Annotated in this window: 24 protein-coding genes; 17 read left to right on the forward strand and 7 right to left on the reverse strand. The window is 66.7% G+C overall.

Annotation, left to right across the window (positions count from 1 at the left end; all coding sequences use genetic code 11):
• Window positions 1–35 precede the first annotated feature (35 nt).
• From EWH21_RS12000 to EWH21_RS12020, 5 genes are all read left to right on the forward strand, one after another.
• On the forward strand, window positions 36–668 hold the full coding sequence (locus EWH21_RS12000; RefSeq protein ID WP_037052004.1) for a LysE family transporter: 633 nt from the start codon (window positions 36–38) through the stop codon (window positions 666–668).
• Between the two features lie 100 nt (window positions 669–768).
• Window positions 769–1,572: an alpha/beta hydrolase gene (locus EWH21_RS12005; RefSeq protein WP_277700579.1), complete on the forward strand. Its 804-nt coding sequence runs from the start codon at window positions 769–771 to the stop codon at window positions 1,570–1,572.
• The gene (locus EWH21_RS12010; RefSeq protein ID WP_047584469.1) at window positions 1,569–2,432 is read left to right on the forward strand and encodes an alpha/beta fold hydrolase; all 864 of its coding nucleotides are present in this window, start codon (window positions 1,569–1,571) and stop codon (window positions 2,430–2,432) included. The genes EWH21_RS12005 and EWH21_RS12010 overlap by 4 nt, the downstream gene beginning before the upstream one ends.
• A gap of 140 nt (window positions 2,433–2,572) precedes the next feature.
• Window positions 2,573–3,382, forward strand: coding sequence for a DUF4892 domain-containing protein (locus tag EWH21_RS12015; protein WP_277700580.1), 810 nt, complete (start codon window positions 2,573–2,575; stop codon window positions 3,380–3,382).
• A 77-nt stretch (window positions 3,383–3,459) separates the two neighbouring features.
• Window positions 3,460–4,545, forward strand: coding sequence for an AI-2E family transporter (locus EWH21_RS12020; protein WP_037052014.1), 1,086 nt, complete (start codon window positions 3,460–3,462; stop codon window positions 4,543–4,545).
• Between the two features lie 3 nt (window positions 4,546–4,548).
• Here the strand turns inward: EWH21_RS12020 and EWH21_RS12025 are convergent, their stop codons facing one another.
• Window positions 4,549–5,556 carry a patatin-like phospholipase family protein gene (locus EWH21_RS12025; protein WP_037052017.1) on the reverse strand — a complete coding sequence of 336 codons (1,008 nt, stop codon included), beginning with the start codon at window positions 5,554–5,556 and terminating at the stop codon, window positions 4,549–4,551.
• A 104-nt stretch (window positions 5,557–5,660) separates the two neighbouring features.
• Here EWH21_RS12025 and selD point away from each other — a divergent pair, with 104 nt between their 5' ends.
• From selD to EWH21_RS12075, 10 genes are all read left to right on the forward strand, one after another.
• A complete protein-coding gene (selD, locus tag EWH21_RS12030) occupies window positions 5,661–6,695 on the forward strand; it encodes a selenide, water dikinase SelD (RefSeq protein ID WP_277698403.1) in 1,035 nt (344 codons plus the stop codon).
• Window positions 6,695–7,795 carry a tRNA 2-selenouridine(34) synthase MnmH gene (gene mnmH, locus EWH21_RS12035; protein ID WP_210391045.1) on the forward strand — a complete coding sequence of 367 codons (1,101 nt, stop codon included), beginning with the start codon at window positions 6,695–6,697 and terminating at the stop codon, window positions 7,793–7,795. Before selD ends, mnmH begins: the two co-directional genes overlap by 1 nt.
• A gap of 76 nt (window positions 7,796–7,871) precedes the next feature.
• Window positions 7,872–8,150 (forward strand): hypothetical protein, encoded by a 279-nt coding sequence (locus EWH21_RS12040; protein WP_037052024.1) that lies wholly within the window; start codon window positions 7,872–7,874, stop codon window positions 8,148–8,150.
• Window positions 8,150–8,755 (forward strand): flavin reductase family protein, encoded by a 606-nt coding sequence (locus tag EWH21_RS12045; RefSeq protein ID WP_037052027.1) that lies wholly within the window; start codon window positions 8,150–8,152, stop codon window positions 8,753–8,755. Before EWH21_RS12040 ends, EWH21_RS12045 begins: the two co-directional genes overlap by 1 nt.
• A 126-nt stretch (window positions 8,756–8,881) precedes the next feature.
• Complete coding sequence (locus EWH21_RS12050) at window positions 8,882–10,846, forward strand: methyl-accepting chemotaxis protein (protein ID WP_277698404.1); 1,965 nt, start codon at window positions 8,882–8,884, stop codon at window positions 10,844–10,846.
• A gap of 125 nt (window positions 10,847–10,971) precedes the next feature.
• Window positions 10,972–11,889 (forward strand): AAA family ATPase, encoded by a 918-nt coding sequence (locus EWH21_RS12055; protein ID WP_277698405.1) that lies wholly within the window; start codon window positions 10,972–10,974, stop codon window positions 11,887–11,889.
• The gene (locus tag EWH21_RS12060; protein ID WP_277698406.1) at window positions 11,889–12,842 is read left to right on the forward strand and encodes a DUF58 domain-containing protein; all 954 of its coding nucleotides are present in this window, start codon (window positions 11,889–11,891) and stop codon (window positions 12,840–12,842) included. The genes EWH21_RS12055 and EWH21_RS12060 overlap by 1 nt, the downstream gene beginning before the upstream one ends.
• Complete coding sequence (locus EWH21_RS12065) at window positions 12,839–14,824, forward strand: DUF3488 and transglutaminase-like domain-containing protein (protein WP_277698407.1); 1,986 nt, start codon at window positions 12,839–12,841, stop codon at window positions 14,822–14,824. Before EWH21_RS12060 ends, EWH21_RS12065 begins: the two co-directional genes overlap by 4 nt.
• A gap of 59 nt (window positions 14,825–14,883) precedes the next feature.
• Complete coding sequence (locus EWH21_RS12070; RefSeq protein WP_277698408.1) at window positions 14,884–15,654, forward strand: CHAD domain-containing protein; 771 nt, start codon at window positions 14,884–14,886, stop codon at window positions 15,652–15,654.
• 106 nt (window positions 15,655–15,760) lie between these two features.
• Complete coding sequence (locus EWH21_RS12075) at window positions 15,761–16,558, forward strand: thioesterase family protein (protein WP_277698409.1); 798 nt, start codon at window positions 15,761–15,763, stop codon at window positions 16,556–16,558.
• 6 nt (window positions 16,559–16,564) lie between these two features.
• Here EWH21_RS12075 and EWH21_RS12080 read toward each other — a convergent pair whose 3' ends face one another.
• The 5 genes from EWH21_RS12080 to EWH21_RS12100 all read right to left on the reverse strand — a co-directional run bounded on the left by EWH21_RS12080 (window position 16,565) and on the right by EWH21_RS12100 (window position 21,397).
• A complete protein-coding gene (locus tag EWH21_RS12080) occupies window positions 16,565–18,139 on the reverse strand; it encodes a GGDEF domain-containing protein (protein ID WP_277698410.1) in 1,575 nt (524 codons plus the stop codon).
• Entirely contained in the window at window positions 18,136–18,597 is a 462-nt protein-coding gene (locus EWH21_RS12085) for an oxidoreductase (protein WP_277698411.1), read from the reverse strand. The genes EWH21_RS12080 and EWH21_RS12085 overlap by 4 nt, the downstream gene beginning before the upstream one ends.
• Window positions 18,598–18,720: 123 nt before the next feature.
• The gene (locus tag EWH21_RS12090; RefSeq protein WP_206596897.1) at window positions 18,721–18,921 is read right to left on the reverse strand and encodes a hypothetical protein; all 201 of its coding nucleotides are present in this window, start codon (window positions 18,919–18,921) and stop codon (window positions 18,721–18,723) included.
• Window positions 18,922–19,015: 94 nt separating this feature from the next.
• Complete coding sequence (locus EWH21_RS12095; RefSeq protein WP_175252881.1) at window positions 19,016–20,485, reverse strand: methyl-accepting chemotaxis protein; 1,470 nt, start codon at window positions 20,483–20,485, stop codon at window positions 19,016–19,018.
• 84 nt (window positions 20,486–20,569) lie between these two features.
• Complete coding sequence (locus EWH21_RS12100) at window positions 20,570–21,397, reverse strand: TatD family hydrolase (protein ID WP_277698412.1); 828 nt, start codon at window positions 21,395–21,397, stop codon at window positions 20,570–20,572.
• A 279-nt stretch (window positions 21,398–21,676) separates the two neighbouring features.
• Between EWH21_RS12100 and EWH21_RS12105 the strand changes: the two genes are divergently transcribed.
• On the forward strand, window positions 21,677–23,092 hold the full coding sequence (locus EWH21_RS12105) for a transglycosylase SLT domain-containing protein (protein ID WP_277698413.1): 1,416 nt from the start codon (window positions 21,677–21,679) through the stop codon (window positions 23,090–23,092).
• 105 nt (window positions 23,093–23,197) lie between these two features.
• Window positions 23,198–23,632: a DoxX family protein gene (locus EWH21_RS12110; RefSeq protein WP_134675899.1), complete on the forward strand. Its 435-nt coding sequence runs from the start codon at window positions 23,198–23,200 to the stop codon at window positions 23,630–23,632.
• Window positions 23,633–23,695: 63 nt separating this feature from the next.
• Here EWH21_RS12110 and EWH21_RS12115 read toward each other — a convergent pair whose 3' ends face one another.
• Window positions 23,696–24,631, reverse strand: a complete 936-nt coding sequence (locus tag EWH21_RS12115; protein WP_037052061.1) for a LysR family transcriptional regulator — start codon at window positions 24,629–24,631, stop codon at window positions 23,696–23,698.
• Between the last annotated feature and the right edge of the window lie 52 nt (window positions 24,632–24,683).

Consider the following 24,683-nt stretch of genomic DNA (forward strand, 5'->3'; position numbering starts at 1 on the left):
CCCCGATTCATCCCTTCAATCTCGTGGAGTTCACCATGCAGGAGACGTCCGTCTTGCTGTCGCTGGCTGCCGTGTTCGCGGTAGCGCTCATCAGTCCCGGCCCCGATGTGGCGCTGGTCGTGCGTACGGCGCTGCACCAGGGGCAGCGCGCCGGGTTGCTCAGCGCGCTGGGCCTGGCCTGCGGGATTCTCCTGCACGGCACCCTGGTGCTCAGCGGCGTGGCGCTGCTGCTCAGTCGCACGCAGTGGCTGTTCGACCTGCTGCAGGTCGGCGGGGCGCTGTACCTGGCCTGGCTGGGTGTCGGTGCGGTGCAGGCCTGGTGGCGCGGGGCCCCGGGCAATCGGCGCCTGGACGGCGAACTGGCGCCCTCGGTGTTCGGTCCCTGGCTGCGGGGCGTGTTCACCAACCTGGGCAACCCGAAGGCGCTGGTGTTCTTCCTCGCGCTGCTCACCAGCCTGGTGCCCGCGGACATGTCCTTGCCCGGCAAGATGGCCTGCGCGGCGCTGCTGTTCGGCCTCAGCCTGTTCTGGTTCAGCCTGCTCGGCATGACCCTGAGCCGGCCGCTGATGCGCCAGCGCCTGCTGCAGGTGGCGCCGACCATCGATTTCGTCTGCGGCCTGGTGTTCCTGCTGGTGGCGGCGAGTATCGTCGGCCGCCTGTTGTTATAGTCCTGACCATTGCGCCGCCATCAATGGCGGTTACGGTCATTGTCGTACCTGGCGGGCTGCCGGAGAATCGCGCTGGTACTGACTTCCTCGGGTTTCATGCATGCCGCAGCCGCTTTTCTTCGCTCACGCCAACGGCTTTCCGTCCGCGACCTACGGCAAGCTGTTCGCAGCCCTGGCGCCGGACTTCCAGGTTCGGCACCTGCAGCAGCACGGCCACGACCCGCGTTTCCCGGTGAATGACAACTGGTCCAATCTGGTCGACGAGCTGATCCATCACCTGCAGCGCAGCGACGAGCCGGTCTGGGGCGTGGGCCACTCGCTGGGCGGGGTGCTGCACTATCACGCCGCCTTGCTCCGTCCGGAGCTGTATCGCGGCGTGGTGATGCTCGACTCGCCAGTGCTGACGCTGGCCGATCGCATGGTGATCCGTGCGGCCAAGCGCTTTGGCTTCATCGACCGCATCACGCCCGCCGGGCGTACCCTGGGGCGGCGTGAAGCATTCGCCGACCCGGACGAGGCGCGTGACTACTTCGCCGGCAAGAGCCTGTTCCGCCGTTTCGATCCCGAATGCCTCGATGCCTATGTCAACCACGGCTTGCAGGCTGACGAGCAGGGTCTGCGCCTGCGTTTCGATCCGGCTACCGAGATCAGCATCTATCGCAGCGTGCCGCACACCTCGCCCGGGCGACCGCAGCAGCTGGCGGTGCCGCTGGCCATGGTGCGCGGCCGTCATAGCCGTGTGGTCCTGCCGCACCACGCACGCCTGCTGCGCAGCATGCCGCGGGCCGAATATCACAGCCTGCCCGGAGGGCACATGTTCCCTCTTGAGCGGCCACAGGCGACTGCCGAGCTGTTGCGCGAGTTGTTCCTGCGCTGGGCCGGCGGCCAGGAGGAGAGAGCATGAACAGCGGTTTCGAAGAAGTACGCCTGAGCCTGCCGCACATCGAACTGGCGGCGCACCTGTATGGCCCCGAGGATGGCGTGCCGGTGCTGGCCCTGCATGGCTGGCTGGACAACGCGGCGAGCTTCGCGCGCCTGGCGCCCAGGCTCGAAGGGTTGCGCATCGTCGCTCTGGACTTTGCCGGGCATGGCCATTCCGAGCACCGTGCGGCAGGTGCCGGCTACGCCCTGTGGGACTATGCCTTCGATGTGCTGCAGGTGGCCGAACAGTTCGGCTGGTCGCGCTTTTCCATTCTTGGCCATTCCATGGGCGCGATTACCGCCGTGCTGCTGGCAGCAGCCCTGCCGGAGCGGGTCGCGCGCCTGGCGCTGATCGATGGCCTGGTGCCCTATACCGGCGAGGCCGAGCAGGCCCCGGAGAAGCTCGGCGAGGCGCTGCGTGCCCGGCAACAACTCAGTGACAAGCGCAAGCCGGTGTATGCCGAGGTCTCGCGTGCCGTGGAGGCACGCATGAAGGGCGTCGGCGCGGTCAGCCGAGAGGCCGCCGAGCTGCTGGCCCAGCGTGGCCTGATGCCGGTGCCGGGTGGCTACACCTGGCGCACCGACAGCCGCCTGACCCTGCCGTCGCCATTGCGCCTGAGCTGGGCGCATGCGCAGGCCTTCGTCCGCGCGCTGCAATGCCCGGTCAGCCTGGTGCTGGCGGAGCAGGGCATGATGGGCGCGCAACCTGCGGTCAGGGCCTTGCTTCAGGACCTGCCGTTCGAGGTGCACACGCTGCCGGGCGGTCACCACCTGCACCTCGACGACGAACGGGGGGCGCAACTCGTAGCGGATTGTTTCAATCCATTCCTGCGCGTGCCTTGACTTGCCGGCGGCTCCTGGGGAAAGGTGTGGCGGTCTGCCATGGAGGATCGCATGATCGACTCTTTCGAAGTCGCCACTCATTGTTCAGCAAGACCGTCTACCGTTTTCCCTCAGAGGATGTTCACTCGATGAGGGGAGGCATGAAGCTGTTCTCTGCGCTGTTTGTCAGCGTCTTCAGCGGCGCGCTGCTCGCCGCCGCTGCCGATGTGTCCGGTAGCCGTGACCTCGAGGCGTTGCCGCGCTTTCCTGCAAGCCACATCGTGGCCTTCGCGCAGGAGCCCGCGGCCGAGCGCATCTATCCGCAGGGCTCGGTCCGGCGCATCAGCGGACGCCTGCGCTACGAGCGCGAAATCCTGGCGCAGGGCCGGCATCAGGCCGTGACCTACGAGCTGCCGGGCACCCACAGCGCCGACCAGGTCTTCAGCGCATCGCGCGAGGCTCTGCTGAAGCAGGGCGCCGAGCTGCTGTACTGGTGCCAGGGGCGTGAGTGTGGCTCCAGCAGCCTGTGGGCCAATGCGGTGTTCGGCAATTCCACCCTGTACGGTTCGGATGACCAGCAGGCCTATGCCCTGTTGCGCCTGGCCGAGCCGAATCACGAAAGCCTGCTGGCGCTGTACAGCATCACCCGCGGTAACCGTCGGGCCTACCTGCATGCCGAGCAGCTGGATGCCGATGCGCCGCTGGGTGCCTTGCTGCCGACGCCTGCGACCCTGTTGCGGCAACTGCGCAGCGATGGGCAACTGCAGTTGCCGGTGGATGCCAAGGCCGACAGCGCCTGGGTCGAGGTGCTGGCGCGCAGCCTGAATCTGGACAGCACTCTGCGCGTCAGCCTGTCCGGCGGCCAGGCGCCGGCCTGGCGCGAAGCGTTGATGGCGCAGCGTGTGCGCGAGGCCAGGCTCGAACTGGGCGAGGACGAAGGCGATGCGCTGAATGTGCGGCTGCTGCGTTAAGCAGGGGCGTACCGGGGGAAGTTTGCAGAGCGCCCATCTCGGGCGCTTTGTCGTTTCGTCGAATGGAGTTTCGATTGATGGCCACTAATGATCGTCTGCTGGTGCAGATTCTGCTGCTCGGTTTGCTGGCGGCCAGCCTGTGGGTGCTGGCGCCATTCTGGTCGGCGCTGTTCTGGGCGGCGGTGCTGGCGTTCGCCAGTTGGCCGCTGATGCGTCTGCTGACGCAACTGCTGAACGGCCGCATGTCGCTGGCCGCCGGGATTCTCACCGGGGTCTGGGTGGTGCTGGTGGCCGTGCCGCTGGTCTGGCTGGGGTTCAACCTTGCCGATCACATCAAGGACGCCAATGCACTGGTCAAGGACCTGCAGGTCGAAGGCCTGCCGCCACCGCCGACCTGGCTGGAGGCGATACCGCTGGTGGGCGGGCGCCTGGTGGAGATGTGGCACACCATCGACCAGCAGGGCGCGGCGTTCTTCGACACCGTGCGACCCTACCTGGGCCAGGTGGGCAACTGGCTGGTGGCGCGCAGTGCGAAAATCGGCGGCGGCATGGTCGAGCTGGCGCTGAGCCTGGTGCTGGTGTTCTTCTTCTACCGTGACGGCCCGCGCCTGGCCGTGTTCGTGCACAGCCTGCTGGAGCGCCTGATCGGTGACCGCGCCGATCACTACCTGGAGCTGGTCGCCGGCACGGTGCAGCGCGTGGTCAATGGGGTGATCGGCACGGCAGCGGCGCAGGCGGTGCTGGCCTATATCGGTTTCGTCATCGCCGGGGTGCCGGGTGCGCTGGTGCTGGGGCTGCTCACCTTCGCCTTCAGTTTCATCATGATCCCGCCGCTGATCTGGGGGCCGGCCGTGGCCTGGCTGGTCTGGCAGGGGGAGATCGGCATGGCGATCTTCCTCGGGGTCTGGGGTTTCTTCGTCATCAGCGGCGTGGACAACATTCTCAAACCCTACCTGATCAGCCGCGGCGGCAACCTGCCGCTGGTGGTGGTGCTGCTCGGGGTGTTCGGCGGCATTCTCGCTTTCGGCTTCATGGGGCTGTTCCTCGGCCCGACCCTGCTGGCCGTGGCCTACAGCCTGCTCAGCGACTGGGTGGCGGACCGGGCGCCGCCTGCCGAGAACCTGGTGGACAAGCCGCAGGCGGACGAGGAGACGCGCGGTTGATCGTCAGCCGCGCTCGCTTTCGTACTTGTCCAGGGTGTCGCGCGCGATCTGCCGGCCGAGCATGATCAGCTCCGGCGCCTTGTAGAACTCGAAGAAGCGGCACACGCGCTTGGGCACGTTGATCAGGATGTCCGGCGGGTAACCGGCGATCTTGTACTGCGCCAGCGAGGTCTGCATCACCTCGAAGCTCTGGTTGACCAGCTCCAGCAGCGAGGCGGGCCCGCTGAACTCCGCCACGTGCGAACCGCTGGCGGATTTCGGCGCCGCTTCGTCATCGTCATGAATCGGTGCCGCGGCCGGGCTGATGTCATCGGCCTGCTGCTGCCCCTCGGCCAGCAGCAGGACTTCATCCTCGCTCTTGCGTCGGAAGCTGGGCAGGCGCGAGCCCAGGCTGCTCATCATCTGGTCGATGCGCCCCTTGAGGGCGGCCGGCCGTTCGATCACCGGCAGCTGGTAATGGGTATGGTTGGTGGCATTGAGGTTGACCGCGATGATCAGGTCGCAGTGGCTGGAGACCACCGGCACGATCGGCAAGGGGTTGAGCAGGCCGCCATCGACCAGCATGCGCTTGCCCTGGACCACCGGGGTGAACAGGCTGGGAATCGCCGCCGAGGCGCGCATGGCCTGGTGCAGGCAGCCTTCTTGGAACCAGATTTCCTGCTGGTTGGTCAGGTCGGTGGCGACGGCGGTGAAGGGGATGTCGAGGTTCTCGATGTCCACCTCGCCGACGATCTCCTGGATGCGTCCGAACACCCGTTCGCCGCGTATCGCACCGAGGCGGAAGCTGACGTCGAGCAGGCGCAGCACGTCCAGGTAGTCCAGGCTCTCCGTCCACTCGCGGTATTCGCGCAACTTGCCGGCGGCGAAGATGCCGCCGACCACTGCGCCCATCGAGCAGCCCGCGATGCAGCCGATTTCGTAACCGCGTGCCTGCAGCTCCTCGATCACGCCAATGTGCGCATAGCCACGCGCTCCCCCCGAGCCCAGTACCAGCGCCACTTTCTTGCTCATGTGAAAAATCCCCCATCCAAGCCACGACCTTACTCGCGCGATGACGCTGCGCCAAGGCGGTCTTTGCTAGAATCCGTCGCCAGTCGTCGCAGTGAGAGAGAAGCATGAGCGAACCCATTCGTTTGACCCAGTACAGCCACGGTGCCGGTTGCGGCTGCAAGATCGCGCCCAAGGTGCTCGAGGTGATTCTTGCCGGCAGTGGCGCACAGAATCTCGACCCCAAGCTGTGGGTGGGCAATGCATCGCGCGACGATGCCGCGGTGTATGCCATCGATGAGGAGCGCGGAGTGGTGTCGACCACCGACTTCTTCATGCCGATCGTCGATGATCCGTTCGACTTCGGCCGTATCGCCGCGACCAACGCCATCAGCGACATCTACGCCATGGGCGGGGACCCGCTGATGGCGATCGCCATCCTCGGCTGGCCGGTCAACGTACTGGCGCCCGAAGTCGCCCGCGAGGTGATCCGTGGCGGCCGCGCGGTCTGCGATGAAGCCGGAATCGCACTGGCCGGCGGCCATTCCATCGATGCCCCCGAGCCGATCTTCGGCCTCGCCGTCACCGGGCTGGTGAGCAAGGGCAACATGAAGCGCAATGACACCGCGACGGTCGGCTGCAAGCTGTACCTCACCAAGCCACTGGGCATCGGTATCCTCACCACGGCCGAGAAGAAGGCCAAGCTGCGCGACGCCGATATCGGCCTGGCGCGTGACTGGATGTGCACGCTGAACAAGCCTGGCAGCCGTTTCGGCAAGCTGGAAGGCGTGCGGGCGATGACCGATGTCACCGGCTTCGGCCTGCTTGGCCACCTGGTAGAGATGGCGGACGGCAGCCACCTCAGCGCGCGCATCGAGTTCGCCCGCGTGCCGCGGCTGGAGAGCGCGGAATACTACCTGCAGGAAGGTTGCGTGCCGGGCGGCACCCTGCGCAACTTCGACAGCTACGGCGAGCGGATCGCACCACTGCCCGAGCTGAGCAAGCTGCTGCTGTGCGATCCGCAGACCAGCGGTGGGCTGCTGGTGGCCGTGGCGCTGGAGGGCGAGGCGCAGTTCCTCGCCGTCGCCGCCGAACTGGGGCTGGACCTGGCGCCGATCGGCGAGATGGTCGAGCGACAGCGTTACGCGGTCGAGGTGCTGTAATGCGTGACAACTGCACCGATTACCGCGACATCTTCCTGCACGACCGGCCGATGATGGATGCCCGTGCGCCGGTCGAATTTCACAAGGGCGCCTTCCCGGGTGTGATCAACCTGCCGCTGATGAACGATGTGGAGCGGCAGAAGGTCGGCACCTGCTACAAGCAGCACGGCCAGCAGGCCGCCATCGAGCTGGGTCACCAGCTGGTCAGCGGGCGCAGCAAGGACGAACGCATCGAGGCCTGGGCCCGCTTCGCCAAGGCCAACCCCGAAGGTTACCTGTACTGCTTTCGCGGCGGCCTGCGTTCGCAGATCGTCCAGCAATGGCTGAAGAGCGAGGCCGGCATCGACTATCCGCGCGTGGTCGGCGGTTACAAGGCGATGCGCAACTACCTCCTGCACATCACCGAACAGGCCGTGGAAGAGTGCGATTTCGTCCTCGTGGGCGGCATGACCGGTACCGGCAAGACCGAGGTGATCAGCCAGTTGGGCAACAGCCTCGACCTGGAGGCACATGCCAATCACCGCGGCTCCAGCTTCGGCAAGCGCGCCAGCGGCCAGCCGGCGCAGATCGACTTCGAGAACGCCCTGGCCATCGATCTGCTCAAGCGCCAGGCGACTGGCCAGCGCCAGTTCGTGCTGGAGGACGAGGCACGCCTGATCGGTCGTTGCTCCTTGCCGCTGTCGCTGCACCAGGCCATGCAGAACTACCCCCTGGTGTGGCTGGAAGACAGCCTGGAGAACCGCATCGAGCGCATCCTGCAGGCCTATGTCGTCGAACTGTGCGCCGAGTTCGTCGCGGTGCAGGGGGCGGAGGAGGGATTTCCCGCATTCGCCGCGCGGCTGCGCGAGAGCCTGGCCAACATCACCCGGCGCCTGGGCGGCGAGCGTTATCAGCGCCTGGCCGCGATCATGGAGCAGGCGTTGCACGAGCAGCAGAACGATGGCGTGGTCGACAGCCATCGCGGTTGGATCGAAGCTTTGCTGGTTGAGTACTACGATCCTATGTATGTGTTCCAACGTGAAAGCAAGTCCGGGCGCATCGAGTTCGCGGGCGAGCAGCAGGCAGTGGTGGAGTACCTGCGCAGTCGCAGCGAACGCTGAACCGGGCACTTTCGCCCGGCCTTAGCGTCATAGACTGGGCCAATCCGTAGTCATGTCCGTTCGAGGAGTGTGGTTGATGAAACACTGGATCTGTTTGCCGCTGCTCGCGGTAGCGTTGACCGGCTGTGCCGGCAAGACGGTTTACCGCGATACCTGCGCCAACCAGCTGGATGCCGCCTGGAAGGAGCTGAGCATCGCCGAGGCCGAAGGCTTCGCCGGCACCGTGAGCTATTCCAAGGCGTTGTCGCTGCTGACGGCTGCCAAGACCCAGCAGCAGTTCGAGGCCTACGAAGGCTGTACCAGCAAGGCCGAGCGCGCGCGCTTCTACATCCGCGAATCGCGAGCGGGGCGCTGATGCAGCTCGACTTCTCTGCCCTGAGCCCTCTGGATGCCTATCGCTGGCTGGCGTCCAGCGTCACGCCGCGCCCCATCGCCTGGGTGTCGAGTCGTTCGCCCGAGGGCGTCGCCAACCTGGCGCCGTTCAGTTTCTTCCAGGTGATCAGCGACAATCCACCCACGCTGCTGGTCAACGTCAACACCCGTGACGACGGCAGTCTCAAGGACACGCTGCGCAACGCCCAGGCCAGTGGCGAACTGGCGATTCAGCTGGTGAGCTTCGCGCAGGCCGAAGCCATGAATGCCAGCGCCGCGGTGTTGCCCCACGAGGTCAGCGAGTTCGAGCATTGCGCCATCGCTAGCGTGCCCTGCGAGCGCATCGACGTGCCCCGTGTCGTCGGCGCCCCGGTGACCTTCGAGTGCCGCGTCGCGCAGATCCAGCCGTACCCCGCGCAGCAGCCCAACAGTCACCTGATCTTCGCCGAAGTGCTGCTGGCCCATATCGACGACGCGCTGCTGACCGAGCAGGGCCGTCTCGACCCGCTGCAGCTCGATCTGGTCGGTCGCCTCGGCGGCAGCGCCTATTGCCGCACGCGCGATGTCTTCAACATGCAACGCCCTTGAATTCGTTCTGAAAACGACCTCCAGTTAACTGTTCCGGCCATCCTGCCGCCTGCTGGCTTGTCGCCAGCAGGGCGGTGCTCCTATGTTTCAGGATTCTGGGCTGGCTGCAGTAGGCAGGGGGATGTCATGGGTAGCTCATTGACCAAGCGGCTGGCCAGCTTGAGTACGGCCAGCAAACTGATGCTGGGCTTCGCCCTGGTGCTGCTGTTGACCGCGCTGGTGGCCGCCACCGGCCTGCTGGCGTTGCGCGAGGTCAGCGCCGGCGCCGAGCTGCAGCAGCGCATGAGCGCTCTCGGTGAACAGGTGCTGCGCATGCGCCAGAGCGAGCAGGCCTTCGCCCTGGCCGGCGACAGTCAGCATGCAGAACGGCTCGAGGAGCAGGCCGATGCCATCCTCCAGGCCAGCCAGGCGCTGCAGGGCGAGCTGGACAGCGACAGCGCGGCGATCCTGGCGCAGGTCGAGCCGGCCCTGGCCGACTACCGCACGGCCTTCGCGCGCTATGTCGAACTGACCGACAACATGCAGCTGTCCTTGCAGGCTGCCGACTGGCTGGTGGTCGCTGCGGCCAACAGCCTGGACCTGCTGCAGGAGGGGCTGTCCGAGGATGGCGTCGACCTGCTGAAAAGCTCCCAGGGCGAGCGGGGCGGCGACTCGGTGCTGCAGGCGGGGCAGGTCGGCAAGATCCACCAGCTGCTGCTGCAGGCGTTGGATCAGGCGCGCCAGCGTCTGGAAGCCAGCCGCCGTGCGGACACCACCGAACAGGCGGAGATCGCCCAGGCGGGCGAGGCGCAGGCCCTGGCGGCAGAGCTGCGCGATGCGCTCGACGACCCCGGCTACTCCGCCGTGCTCGGTGAGGTGGTGGTCAACGTCGACTCGTTCAACGAACGCCTGCAGGAGTACGCCAGCCAGTTGCAGCAGCAGAAGGCGGTCTACGCCCAGCTCGTCGCCCAGGTCGAACTGTTGCTGCAGCGTGTCGATCAGGCACTGCAGGCGCAGCAGCAGGCCATGCAGGCGGAGCGCAAGGCCAGCAGTGGCCTGATCGTGGTGGCTGCGGCGCTGGCGCTGCTCTTCGGCCTTGCGGCGGCGATCATCATCAGCCTGGTCATCGTCAGGCCGCTCAAGCGCGTCATCGCGCTGGCCGAGTCGGTCGCCGGCGGTGACCTGAGCGTGCACCTCGAACAGGACCGCCGCGATGAGATCGGCCAGCTGCTCGCCGCCATGCAGCGCATGGCCGGCAACCTGCGCGACATGGTTGGCCGCCTGCAGGGTGGCGTGGCGCAGATTTCCAACTCGGCTCAGTCGCTTTCGGCGACCGCCGAGCAGACCCGCCAGGGCGTCAACGGGCAGAAACTGGAGACCGATCAGGTGGCCACGGCCATGAGCGAGATGACCGCCACCGTGCACGAAGTGGCGCGCAACGCCGAGGCGGCAGCCGCTTCGACGGAGCAGGCCGACCAGCGCGTGGGCAATGGCAGCCAGGTGGTTCGCCAGACCCTGCAGCGCATCGAACAGCTGGCCCGGGCGATGGACACCACGACCGCCAGCATCCAGCGCCTGAGCCAGGATACCCAGCGTATCGACGCCGTGCTGGAGGTGATCAAGAGCGTCGCGGAGCAGACCAACCTGCTTGCCCTCAATGCCGCCATCGAGGCGGCCCGTGCGGGCGAGCAGGGCCGCGGCTTCGCGGTGGTCGCCGACGAGGTGCGGGCGCTGGCCAAGCGTACCCAGCAATCGACGGCGGAGATCGAGTCGCTGATCTCCGCCTTGCGCGAGGGCAGCCGGCGTGCGGTGGCGGACATGGAGCAGAGCGCCGGGCTGGTGGAGAAGACCGTCGACGACGCCAGCCAGACCGAAGTCGCCCTGGTGGCCATTGCCGAGGCGGTGACGCTGATTTCCGAGATGAACCAGCAGATCGCCGCGGCGGCCGAGCAGCAGACGGCCGTCGCCGAAGAGATCAACCGCAGCGTCACCTCGATCCGCGACATCGCCGATCAGTCGGCCACGGCGATGGACGAGACGGCGGCGTCCAGCATTCAGCTGGCCGAACTGGGGCGCGAACTGCAGGGCATGGCGGGGCACTTCCGCCTGTGAGGCCGCGCTGTTCGCCTGCGGCGCACTTTGGACGGCCATTCACAGTTTCGTGAGCAAAGGTTACATGGCGCTTTGCCCCGGCCGAGTGGCCCAGTAGCATCGGCAGTCCGTACAAGGAGCAAACGATGCGAACCAAACTGGATGCCTGCCTCGACTCGGTCAATCAGGTGGTACTGGGCAAAGAGGCGCAGGTGCGTCTGGCGCTGACCTGTCTGCTGGCGCGTGGTCACCTGCTGATCGAGGACCTGCCCGGCATGGGCAAGACCACCCTCAGCCATGCCCTGGCACGGGTGCTGGGGCTGAGTTTCCAGCGCATCCAGTTCACTTCCGACCTGTTGCCGGGCGACATTCTCGGCACCTCCGTGTTCGACAAGGACACCGGGCAGTTCGTGTTTCACCAGGGGCCGATCTTTGCCGAGCTGGTGCTGGCGGACGAGATCAACCGCGCCACGCCGAAGAGCCAGAGCGCATTGCTCGAAGCCATGGAGGAAGGGCAGGTCACCATCGAGGGGGCGACCCGGCCGTTGCCCGAGCCGTTCTTCGTCATCGCCACGCAGAACCCGGTCAGCAGCGGCGGCACCTTCGCGCTGCCCGAATCCCAGCTCGACCGTTTCCTCATGCGCCTGTCGCTCGGCTATCCGGCCCAGGCGGCAGAGCGCGCGCTGCTGCTTGGCGATGCGCGGCGCGACATCCTGCCCAAGCTCGAGCCGCTGCTCGACCATGCCGAACTGGCGCGCCTGCAGGCCGAGGTGCCGAAGATTCGCGCCAGCGATGCCCTGATCGACTACGTACTGCGCCTGGTGGAGGCTACCCGCAGCCAGCCGCAGTTCGCCTGGGGCCTGTCGCCCCGTGCCAGCCTGGCGCTGCTGGCTGCGGCCAGGGCCTGGGCGCTGCTCGCCGAGCGGGATTACGTGATTCCCGAGGACGTGCAGGCGGTGTTGCCCGCTGTGGTCGGTCACCGCCTGCGCGAACGCGCCGATCCGGCCGGCCATGGCGGCGGCAGCCTGGTGCAGTGGCTGCTGCGCGAAGTTCCGGCGCTCTGATGCGCACGGCGCTGAGGCCCCTCTGGGCACGCTGGCTGGCTCGACGCATCCCGCCTGCGGCCAGCGTTCGCCTCAATCAGCGGCGCATCTTCATCGTGCCGAGTCGGGTCGGGGCGGCCTTCGCCGTCGCCCTGGTGCTGATGCTGCTGGTCGCCATCAACTACCAGAACAGCCTGGCGTATGGCCTGACGTTCCTGCTGATGGCGGTGTTCGTCGTCGCCATCCTGCACACCTATCGCAATCTTGCCGGGCTGGTGCTGAAGGCGGGCGGCGGCGGGGCGGTGTTCGTGGGTGAGCAGGCCGTCTTTCGCGTGCGCCTGGAGAGTCGCGGGCGTGAGCACCAGGCCGTGGCCCTGGGCTGGCCACCGGCCGAGCTGGTGCTGCGTGATGTGCCGCGCGAAGGCCAGTGCGAGGTGGAGGTGAGCCTGCCGGCGCGGCGACGTGGCTGGTTGCGGCCCGGTCGTCTGCGGGTCGAGAGCCGCTTCCCGCTGGGCTTGCTGGTGGCGTGGAGCTGGGTCGACCTGGACCAGGCGGTACTGGTCTATCCGCGCCCGCTGGAAGGCGATCTGCCCGTGTCCGCCGGTCTCGGCGAGGACGACGACGAAGGCATGCGGGCGCGTGGCCAGGGTGCCGATGACTTCCAGGGGCTGCGTGACTACCAGCCGGGCGACTCCAAGCGGCGGCTGGACTGGAAGGCCTATTCGCGCGGCCAGGGGCTGCTGGTCAAGGACTTCGCCATGCTCAGTGGGCGGGACCTGTGGCTCGACTACGAGAGCCTGGCTGGCGACAGCGAAATGCGTCTGTCACTGCTGTGCCACTGGGTGCTGCAGTTCTCCGCGCGGCAGCAGCCCTTCGGCCTGCAGTTGCCGGGCACGTCGATCGCTGCGGACGTTGGCGAGGCGCATCGCGATGCCTGCCTGCGCGCCCTGGCGCTGTTCGGGCAACATCCATGAGTCGGCAGCCAGGCATTCCGCGCATTGCCCTGACCTGGTTGCTGGTGGCGCAGGCGCTGGTGATCGTGCCGCACCTGATGCATCTGCCCATGTGGATGATCGCCCTGTGGCTGGGCGCTGCGAGCTGGCGGGTGCAGATCTTCCGCATGCGTGCGCGCTATCCCGGTGGCTGGGTCAAGGGCGGCCTGGTGCTGCTGGTCCTGATCGGCATCCTGTTCTCGCGGGGGACCCTGGTCGGGCTGGATGCCGCCGTGGTGCTGCTGATCGCCACCTTCATCCTCAAGCTGCTGGAGATGCGCACGCGGCGTGACGCGCTGCTGCTGGTCTTCCTTGGCTTCTTCTGCGTGGTCACTGCCTACCTGTTCGAGGATGGCATCGTCGCCGCGCTCTACAGCCTGCTGCCGGTCACGGCGCTGCTGGCTGCCCTGGTCGGTCTGCAGCAGAGCGGCTTTGCCGAGCGGCCCTGGCCCACCCTGCGTCTTGCCGGCGGCCTGCTGCTGCAGGCGTTGCCGCTGATGCTGCTGCTGTTCGTGTTCTTTCCGCGCATGGGGCCGCTGTGGTCGTTGCCGATGCCCAGCGACAAGGGCCGGACCGGCCTCTCCGACAGCATGGAACCAGCCGATATCGCCGAGCTCAGCCGCTCCTCGGAGCTGGCGTTTCGCGCCAGTTTCGAAGGCGCCGTGCCGCCCCGCAACCAGCTGTACTGGCGGGCACTGACGCTGGACCGATTCGATGGTCGGCGCTGGTCGCAATCGAGCCTGGCGCAGCTGCCCAGGGCGCCGCAGTGGAGCAAGGCCGGGCAACCGCTGGATTACAGCATCATCATGCAACCCAGCGGCAAACCCTGGCTGTTCGCGCTCGATGTCGGCGAGGTCGCCCAGGATGGCACGCGCATGATGAGCGACTTCCGCTGGCAGAACCGACGCCCCGTGGACCGCAGCCTGCTCTACCAGGTGCGTTCCTGGCCGCAGGCCCTGCGCGAGGCCGATGCGCAACCCTCGACGCTGCGCCATGCCCTGCAGCTGCCGGCGCAGGGCGATCCGCGCAGTCGCGCCTGGGCCGCCCAACTGCAGCGCCAGTACCCGCAGGCCGATGCGCTGGTGGACGCGCTGTTGCGGCATTTCAATCGTGAGCCGTTCGCCTACACCCTGCGTCCGCAAACGCTGGGTCAGAACAGCGTCGACGAATTCCTGTTCGACACCCGCAGTGGCTTCTGTGCCCACTACGCCGGGGCCATGACCTTCGTCCTGCGTGCCGCCGGCATCCCGGCGCGCGTGGTGACCGGCTACCAGGGTGGAGAGCTAAACCCCTCGGGCAACTACATTCAGGTTCGCCAGTTCGATGCCCATGCCTGGGTCGAGTACTGGCAACCCGGGACCGGCTGGCGCAGCGTCGACCCGACCTTCCAGGTCGCTCCCGAGCGCATCGAACAGGGCCTGCAGGAGGCGTTGAGCGAAGAGGACGGTTTTCTCGACGACCAACCCTTCTCGCCGCTGCGTTACCGGGAACTGGCCTGGCTCAACCAGTTGCGCCTGAGCTGGGAGCGTCTCAACTACGGTTGGCAGCGCTGGGTGCTGGGTTATCAGGGGGAGCAACAGCTCAGCCTGCTGCAGAGCTGGTTCGGCAGTCTCGACTGGCAGCGTCTCGCCCTGGCGCTGGTCGGGGGTGGTGCGGCGCTGCTCGGCCTGCTGGCGCTGTGGCTGCTCAAGCCCTGGCAGCAGCGGCGTGACCCTCTGCGTCAGGTGCTGCGACGGTTCGAGCGTCTGCTGGCGCGGCATGGCGTGCATCGGCAGGCCGGCGAGGGCATGCGTGCCTTCGCCCGGCGCGCCAGCCAGGAACTGCCGGCGCAGGCGGCGCAGATCCAGGCGTTCGCCGCGTGTTTCGAGCGCCAGCAGTACGCCGGCCAGGCCGTGGCGCCGGCCGCGCTGCGTCAGGCGCTGGGTGAGTTGCGCCAGGCGTTGCCCTGGCGCTGGCTGAATTAGGATTTTTCGGGCGCGACGGGTTTGTTGGTCGTCACCCTGAGCGTCAAGGAGTAGCGAGCATGAGCGATCTGATCGAGCGTAGCCTGCAGCGTGTGCTGGCCTTGCAGGTACGGCTTTATGCCTGCCAGGCCCGCCTGGGCGGATTCACCGACGCCGAGGCGTTGCACGACCTGCGCATCACCTTGCGCCAGCTGCGCAGCCTGCTGCGCCCCATGCGCGGCCTGACGACGGTGGATGTCCTGGAGCAGGCCGCCGCGGTACTCGGCCGGCTGACCGGTCCCTTGCGTGATCGCGAGGTGTTGATGGCCGAACTCGAACGCATGGGCCTGAGCTGCTTGCTCGCCTTTGACCAGGAGGCGCATGCCAGGGCTTTTGCGGCAGTGGCCAGCAGTCGTGAACTGGCCGAACTGATCGCCTTGCTCGACAGCTGGCCGGTTGCCTGGCGCGAGGCAGCACGGCGTGGCCAGCTGCGTAGCGCCAGCAAACGCATCCAGCGTCGCCTGCGGCGTCAGCAGGTGCAGCTGGCGCAGGCCCTGCGTGATCCTGCGCACGACCGCCATCGCTTGCGCCTGCTGATCAAGCGGGTGCGCTACGCGGGCGAGACCTATCCCTTGCAGAGCGGCCTGGACAGGGCGGCGCTGGCGCGGCTCAAGCGCGCCCAGAGCGCGTTGGGCGACTGGCACGACCACCTGCAGTGGCTGGCGCAGAGCGAGGTGATCGAGGCGCTGCATCCTTGCCGGGAGGCCTGGCTGCAGGGGCAGCTGGCTGCCGAGGAACGTGCGGACGGCGCCCTGATCGCGTTGTTCGGCGACTTTCCCCTGAGCAAATGAGGCGACATTTTCGCCGGCAATATGACCGAATCGGCATCTTGCCGGCCTATCTTCCAGGCTGCGCCATCCCCTAAGATCATCGCCCTTGATGACGCGCGAGGTCCGTATGACGCTTTTGCAATTGCTCGACGCGGTGCGCCGCGATCCCGATGCCGTGGTGATACCAGCCGAATGGGGCCAGGGGCGTGCCAGTTTCGGTGGCCTGATCGCCGCCCTGGCGTTCGAGGCCATGCGTGCCAAGGTCCCGCAAGGGCGCCCGGTGCGTTCGCTGGCGATCACCTTCGTCGGCCCCGTCGCCCCGCACGTGCCGGTGAGCTTCCAGGCGGAAGTGCTGCGCGAGGGCAAGGCCGTCAGCCAGATGTTCCTGCGCGCGGTCCAGGATGGCCAGGTGGTGACGGTGGTGCAGGGCAGCTTTGGTGCGTCGCGTGCCTCCGCGGTCGACGTGGCGGCGCTGGCAGCCCCGGAAATCACGCCGGTCGAGCAGTGCCAGGAGTTGCCTTACGTGCCGGGCGTGACGCCGGAGTTCACCCGTTACCTGGCCATGCGCTGGGGCATTGGCGGCATGCCGTTCAGCAACAATCCTTCGCGGCAGATGGGCGGCTGGGTGCGCCTGCGCGGCGAGCAGGCGGCCCAGCCGCTGGACGAGGCCTACCTGCTGGCGCTGGTCGACGCCTGGCCGCCGGCGGTGCTGCCACACCTGAGCAGCCCGGCGCCCGGTAGCTCGCTGACCTGGACGATCGAGTTCGTCCAGCCTTTGCAGGCGCTGACTACCGAGCAGTGGTGCCTGTACCGCGCCGAGATCGAGCATGCACGCGATGGCTATGGGCATGTCGCCGCAGCCATGTGGAGCCCGGCGGGCGACCTGCTGGCGCTGAGCCGGCAGACGGTGACGGTGTTCGGCTGAGCGGCCTCAGTCGGCGGCCTGGGCGGTGCGGTTACGGCCCTCCGCCTTGGCCCGGTACAGCGCGCTGTCGGCGCGCGCGAGCACGCCTTCCAGGGGCTCCGCCGGGCGGCGCTCGGCCAGGCCGATGCTCAGCGTGATGCCCAGTTGCTGGCCGTCGGCGCCGTTCAGCGCCAGGGCCTCGGCACTCAGGCGCAGACGCTCGGCCACCTGCAGGGCATCGCAACGGTCGGTCTGGGTCAGCAGGGCGGCGAACTCCTCGCCGCCGAGACGGCCGATGATGTCCACTTCACGCAGTACCTGGCGCAGCAACTCGCCCAGGCGGGCGAGGACCTCGTCGCCGCTCTGGTGGCCGTGGTTATCGTTGATCGCCTTGAAATGGTCGATGTCGAGCATCAGCAGGGTGCAGGGCTGGTCGAAGCGTTCGGCGCTCTTGAACAGCTCGCCGGCGCGCTGCAGGAACGCGTGGCGGTTGTTCAGACCGGTGAGCGCATCGGTGGTGGCCAGCACCAGCAGCTCCTGTTCCATCTGCTTGCGCAGGCTGATGTCGTAGCTCCAGATCAGCAGCGCAGGCCTGCCGTGATACTCCAGCACGCGTCCCGAGACCACGCCCCAGTAGGGTTCGGTTCCGGCCAGCTGGGTCTCCCAGCCGTCCAGACGCTGGCGGGCCTGCAAGGCCTCGCTGAAGTGCAGGGCCTCGCGGGCGTTGCTGAACAGGCGACTCAGCGAGAAGTCGCTGCTGGCATCGAGTTCCAGGCGCTGGCGCAGCCGCTGGTTGACGAAATGCACCTGCTTGCCGTCGTCGCTGATCAGCGCCACGTCACTGGGGCTGGCGTCGAGGATCTGCCGCAGCAGCGCCTGGCCCTCGCTGAGCTCGGCGGTGCGTTCGCTGACGCGTTGTTCCAGGTGCTGGTTCAGCTCGGCCAGGTTGTGCGACAGCATGCGCGCCTTGCGGTAGTCGCTGACCAGGCGCGACACCAGCAGGGCGCCGCCGAGCAGAAGACCGAGCAGTGTCCAGCCCAGGCCGATGAAGCAGCGGTGCAGGAGCTGGCGCTTGGCGTCGATCTTGTTGGCCAGGGAAATCTTGCTGGCCACCATCACCTCGTGCATCGGCTTGAGCAGCTGCGGCAGGCGTTGATGGATTTCTTCGGCCAGTTGCCGGACACCCTGCGGGTCACCCCAGCGCGCGCGTGCATCCCAGTCGCGGCTCAGGCCGATGATCTGGTCGAGCGTGCCCTGGGTGATCGACTGCGACTCGGGCAGGAAGTCGAACAGATGGTGGCGTTCCAATGACTGGGTCAGGCTGCGCAGCACCTGGATGCGCACCACCAGATCGTCGCTGTCCAGCTCGCCCTTGCGCAGGCTGTGCGCCGCGTCGAGCAAGTGGTTCATCTCGTTGTCGATCTGGTACGCCTGCCAGAGCTCGTTGTGCAGCGTCGGCAGGGCGAGTTGGCGTGCCTGCTCCTGCACCAGCCAGAGCGAGCCGAGCGTGACCAGCGCCATGGCCAGCACCAGGGTGATCAGGGCGGACAGTTTCAGGCGGTGACGGGAGGGCGAAACGGGGGGCGTTGCAATCGAACTCATTCGACGTGAATCTCGCTGAGCTGCCAGATGGAGCGGTTGTAGAACACCTGTTGGTGCAGTTCGGGGTAGTCGTCGAGCGGATAGATGAGGTACAGCGGCCCGTGGTCGCGGATGGAGAGGAACTGGCCGTCGCGCTGGTAGGCGATCAACGGCTGGTAGCGCCGGATGTCGACCGCCGGGATCACCACCGAATAGTGATTGAGCGAGCGGGTGTACACCGGCCTGTCGTGCGTTTCTTCATCCATGGATTGCAGCAGCCACGGCAGGGACACGCCCACCCACACCTGTTCCTTGCCCGTGGCGTCACGCAGGCGGATCGTGCTTTGCGGGAAACGCTGCAACTGGTGCAGGGTGAAACTCTGCTGGCGGCCGTCGGCCAGGTACAGGCGCAGCGCCGTCCGGTCCTGCGGATAGGGAACAGGCTCTGCCTTGACCGCGGTCAGACAGAAAAACGTCACGCAATACATGACAATAAAATGTCGTGACATCGACATACGGCTGCCATCGGTCAATATATTGTCGATGCTATCGTGGTTTAGCCTGGGCGCCTGAATTGGCCCGACGAACGGAGGCGCGCGGATTCAGGGCGTTGCGTGGCTCGCGCCGGCATGGCGACGCAGGACGAAGGCGGCGCGCAGGCCGATGCCGGCCAGGACCAGGGCCAGCGCGCTGGGCTGGCAGGCGGCCGTCACCAGCAGGGCCACGGCGAGCAGCAGCAGGCACGCCGCCAATTGCTGAATGGCGCGGGCGGTGCTGTACGGGTCAAGCAGAAGGGCGCTCATGTTGCATTCCTCGGAGGGTTGCAACCAGTCTATGAGCGCACCGGCACGGGCGACGAATCGTTTCTGGCTATGACCGGCATAGCCTCCAGCGACCCTACAGCTTGAGCTGGCGGATCGCCTGGTTGAGCTGGGCCGCCAATGTGGCCAGCTGCTGACTGGTGGCTGCCGATTCCAGCGTCTGGCCAACGGTCTGCTCGGTGACGTCGCGGATGCCGACGACCGAGCGGCTCATTTCCTCGGCCACCTGGCTCTGCTGCGCAGCTGCCACGGCGATCTGCGTGTTGCTGTCACGCATCAGGGCCACGGCGGCGGTGATCGCTTCCAGTGATTCTCCGGCTTCCTGTGCCAGCTGCACGCACTGGTTGGCGTTCTCCGAGCTCTCGCGCATGAATTCCACGGCGTCACGGGTGCCGCCTTGCAGGTTGCCGATCATCTGGGTGATCTCGTCGGTGGAGTCCTGCACGCGCTTGGCCAGGTTGCGCACCTCGTCGGCGACCACGGCGAAGCCGCGACCCATTTCGCCAGCGCGGGCGGCCTCGATGGCCGCATTGAGGGCGAGCAGGTTGGTCTGTTCGGCGATGCCATGGATGACGCCGACCACGCGACTGATGTGCTGGCTGTCCTCGGCCAGGCGCTCGATGCTGCCGGCGCTCTGGCGCACGCCCTGGGAGAGGGCGGCGATGGACTGCTCCACGCGTTCGACCACCTGCTGGCCGGCGCGTGCCAGCTGGTCGGCGCTGAGCGACTGGTCGCGGGTCGTGCCGGCGTGATCGGCGATGTGCTGCACGGTCGCCGACATCTCGTTGATCGCCGTGGCGGCCTGGTCGGTCTCGCTCTGCTGGCTGAGCATGCCCTGGCGCACCGCGCCCATGCGCTGGGCCATGTTGCGCGTGCCGCTGTCGAGTTCGCTGGCGACCTGGCCGACGGTGCCGACCACACGCTGGTAGCCGGCCTGCATGGCGTTGAAGGCGGCAGCCATCTGGCCGACCTCGTCGCGGCTGTCCAGCGGTACGCGCAATGACAGGTCGCCGCTGCGTTCTGCCTGCAGCATCACGTCCTTGAGGGTGTTGAGGTGGCTGAGCAGGAAGCGGATCAGCAACTGCGAGGCCGCCAGCAACAGCAGCATGAGCACCGCCACCGCCAGGGCATAGGACAGCGCGTGCTCGGTGAACAGGTCGAACAGGCTCGGTGCCCGCGCCACGACGGCGAGGTTGCGTCCGTCGGCGAGCGAAACCCGCTGCGCGCCAACCGCCGGCATGCTGTCGAACCAGGCGTCGTGTTTCAGCACCTGCCAGCCGCTGGCATCGGCCGCACCCTGGGCATTCGCCAGGGAGGCATCGCCTTGCAGTACCTGGACATTGCCGGAGCTGGGCAGTGTCGCCTGCTGCGGCCACTGCTGAAGCAGGCGTGCCTGGGCGCTGGCTGCCTGGCGCGCATCGAGGCTGCGGGCCGCCTGCTCGGTGTGCAGGGCGAACAGCACCAGCATCAGGCTGATGACGAATGCGACGGCGTTGACCGCCCAGAATTTGTACTTGAGAGAAAGATCGCTGATCCAGGCGCCCATGCTGTCGTTATCCGTTTCGCTGCGTTCACTATTGGCTATGTGCCAGTAGTATGCCTTGGGGCAAGGTCAGAGTCTTGACGTCAATCAAGAGTCCGTGCTGCCACTCTCCAGTATGGTCGGCATGGCGAAGAATGCCCGTGCGCATGCCGTCGACTGTGCCGCCAGCTGCTGTTCGCTCTGGCCACGATGCAGTGCCACTTCGCGCAGGACCTCGCCGAGGTAGGCCGGCTCGTTGCGCCCGCTCCTGGGCTTGGGCCGCAGACTGCGTGGCAGCAGGAAGGGGGCATCGGTCTCCAGCATCAGGCGCTCGGCAGGGATGTCCTTGAGCAATGGATGCAGATGGGTGCCACGGCGTTCGTCGCAGACCCAGCCGGTGATGCCGATGTGCAGGTCGAGGTCGAGATAGGCATAGAGGGCACGGCGCTCGCCGGTGAAGCAGTGCACCACCGCAGCGGGCAACTGGTCACGATAGCCGCGCAGGATATCCAGCAGGCGCTGGCTGGCCTCGCGCTCGTGCAGGAACACCGGCATCTGCAGTTCCACCGCCAGCGCCAGCTGTTCTTCCAGGGCCTTTTCCTGGATGGGGCGGGGTGAAAAGTCGCGGTCGAAATCCAGGCCGCATTCGCCGACGGCACGGACCTCGGGCTCGTTCAGCAGTGCTTTCAGGGCGGTGCTGCTGGCCGTGCCCCAGCTGCTGGCATCGTGCGGGTGGATGCCGGCCGTGCTGAACAGTCGCTGGCCGCTGGCGTCCAGCTGTCGGCAAAGCGCCAGGCTGGTCTCGCTTTCGTTCAGACTGGTGCCGGTCAGCACCATCTGGCAGACGCCGGCTGCATAGGCGCGCTCGAGCAGCGCCTCGGCCTGGGCGGCCAGGCTGGGGTGTGTGAGATTGACGGCGATGTCGACGAGTTGCATGGTGCCACCTGGTTAGCGCGAGGGGGGCAGAATAGCAGACGCCATCCGTTCGTCAGGAAGTCGATTGAAAACAACGGCTTGGTAGTTGTTTTCAGGACCGGCGGAGGGGCATGGGCTGGCGTGGCGGGGCTCGCCTGTGCCAATCTCCGCGCCCCCGTGTCGGCCCAGGGAACTTGTTTGGCAGCTTCGCAGTCAGTTGCCGTCTGGCGCGCATCCGCGAGCAGCAGATCAAGCACCCCCGCGAGGCTTCGCCGGCCTGCTGCCATTGTTGGAGAGTCGATGTCGCGATTGCTGCTGATCCTGTGCCTGCTGGTCGCGCTGCCGCTGCCGGTCAGCGCACGCCTGGCAGGCCCGCCCGAGGTTGGCAGCCAGACGCGCAGCGCCCGTGATCTGTCGGCGATTCGCGCCAGCGGCGAGCTGCGCGTCCTGGTCAATCAGAGCCGCAACAGCTCGGGCCTGGTGAAAGGGCAGAGCATCGGTGTCGAGTACCACCGTCTGCGCGCGTTCGAGCAGTACCTCAATCGCAACGCCCGCGACGGGCGCAGCATCACCCTGAAGATCATCCCCAAGGCCAAGGACCAGTTGCTCGGCGCCCTGCAGCGCGGCGAGGGCGATCTCGTCGCCCCCGGGGAGCTGCTCAGTGTGCGCGCCGGTCATGACGTCAGCGCCAGTGCCGCGATTCGCCGTCAGGTACCGCTGGTGCTGGTGTCCAAGCAGGGCAACCGGCACTACCGCAGCCTCGAGCAACTGGCCGGGCGCAGTCTTTCGCTGCCAGCGGGCAGCGCGGTCGGCGAGGCACTGCGGCGGATCAATCAGCAGCTGGCGGAGCGCAAGCTGCCGCCCATCGTGGTCGAATGGGTCGACCCCAGCCTGGCGGTCGAGGACGTTCTGGAAATGGTCCAGGCCGGCATCTTCGAACGCACGGCGGTGGAGCTGCCGATCGCCGAGCGTTGGGTCAAGGTGATGCCCAGGCTGCGCGTCGACAAGCACCTGGTGCTGGCGCGTGACGGCGAGATGAAGTGGTTCGTGCGCCCCGACGCGCCGATGCTGCGCGCCAGCATCGACCGCTTCTTCAGCAGCTATCAGGCCCCGGCCGATCAGGACAGTGCCTTCCAGCGCGTCTATCGGCGCCTCTACAAGGTGCATTCACCCCTGGGGCGAACCGAGCGCCAGCGTCTGGAGAAGGTGCGCCCGGTATTGCAGAAACACGCCGAGCAGCAGGGCTTCGACTGGCTGCTGCTGGCGGCGCTGGCGTTCAAGGAGTCGACCCTCAATCCTGCGGCACGCGGTGCCAGCGGGGCGACCGGGCTGATGCAGATCACGCCGGCGGCGGCGCGCAGCGTCGGCGTCAGCAACATCACGCAGGTCGACGCCAACGTCCAGGCCAGCAGCAAGTACCTGGCGATGATCCGGCGCAACTTCTTCAACAGCCCGCAGCTCAACGAGCGTGAGCGCATGGCCTTCGTCCTGGCGGGATACAACCTCGGGCCGCAACGGGTGCAGAGTCTGCGGGCGGAGGCGCGTCGGCGTGGCCTCAATCCCAATCAGTGGTTCTTCCAGGTCGAGCGGGTGGCCATGGAACAGATGGGGATGGGGGTCGTGAGCTATGTGAACTCGGTGAATAAGTACTACCTTGCTTATGACCGCGAGCGCTATTTGCTCGAACCGCAAGGACAGCGTCTGACGGTTAAATAGGTATCTATTTTTTCGATTATCGTTAGCGGTATTTTGCGATTTTTAAATCGAATAAATTGGATATTCTGTGCGCCATCTACCTCACACATCAAAGGAAGCCTTGCAATGAACAACCTGATCAAGAGCATCACCGCCAGCCAGGCCGGCATGGGTATCACCATTCTGCGCGTGATCGCTGGCCTCACCTTCGCCGCGCATGGTTCGCAGAAGCTGTTCGGCTGGTTCGGCGGCTATGGTCTGGCCGGTGTCGCGCAGTGGATGGAAAGCATCGGTCTGGCGCCGGGCTACCTGATGGCGCTGATGGCCGGTAGCGCCGAATTCTTCGGCGGTGTGGCACTGATCATCGGCCTGCTGGTGCGTCCGGCGGCTGCGGTGCTGGCGGTGACCATGCTGGTGGCGATCTTCAGCGTGCACCTGGCCAACGGCTTCTTCATGAGCAACAACGGCTACGAGTTCGCCCTGGCGCTGCTGGCAATCAGCATCGCGTTGGTGTTCGAAGGTGCCGGCAAGCTGTCGGTCGACGGCAAGATCGCTGGCTGATTCGCTTCCGCAGCAACAGGAAGGCCCGCCAATGCGGGCCTTCTTGCGTTCAGCGCCGGGCGATCATGCTGCCGGCGCTTGCTCGGCCTTCTTCTCCTGCGCGGCGACCTGCTGCGCCAGCTCGATCATCTGCTCGCGCATCCAGCGGTTGGCCGGGTCCTGGTCGGTGCTTTCGTGCCAGTACAGGTGCGTTTCCAGTGCCGGCACGTCGCCCACTGGCAAGGTCACATGGTGCAGGTTGTGGCGGCGGGCGAAGCGCTCCGGCACCGTCATCACCATGTCGGTCTGCTGCATCACGCTGCTGGCCATCAGGTAGTGCTGCGAGCGCAGGGCGATCTTGCGCTGAATCCCCATCTTGCCCAGGGCCAGGTCGACATAGCCGAGGCCGCTGCGGCGGCTGGAGATGTGGATGTGGGTCAGCGACAGGTATTCGTCGAGGCTGATCTTCTCCTTGGCCAGCGGGTGGCCAGGGCGCATGGCGCAGACGTAGCGGTCATCCAGCAGCTTGACGTGGCGCACCTGCGGGTCGGTGTTGAGCGGGGCGTCGACGGCGAAGTCCAGGCGCCCGGCGGCCAGCTCTTTGGTGGTTTCGCGGCGCTTGGCCAGGAAACTCTCGATGCACACGCTCGGCGCCAGGCGACGCAGGCGCTGGAACAGCGGCGGCAGGAGAATCTGCTCGGAGAGATCGGTCATGCTGATGCGGTAGGTCTTGCCGGCCTGCTGCGGGTTGAAGGTGCGGCTCTCCTGCACCGACACGCGCAGCAGCTGCAGGGCGTTGCGCACCGGACCGATGATGTTCTGCGCCATCGGCGTGGGCACCATGCCCTGGGCGGTGCGCACGAACAGCGGGTCGTTGAAGGTTTCGCGCAGGCGGGCGAGGGCGTTGGAAACCGCCGGCTGGGTGATGCCGACGATCTGTCCGGCACGTGTCAGATTGGCCTCGGTGTAGATGGCGTCGAAGACGATGAAGAGGTTGAGATCCACCTTGGTCAAGTTCATGCCGCAAGCACTCCAGGGCTGTCGATATCAATCGATCATATATCGGTTATGA

Origin of the sequence: Pseudomonas sp. REST10, from assembly GCF_029542605.1 — a bacterium.
Lineage (GTDB): Bacteria > Pseudomonadota > Gammaproteobacteria > Pseudomonadales > Pseudomonadaceae > Aquipseudomonas > Aquipseudomonas khazarica.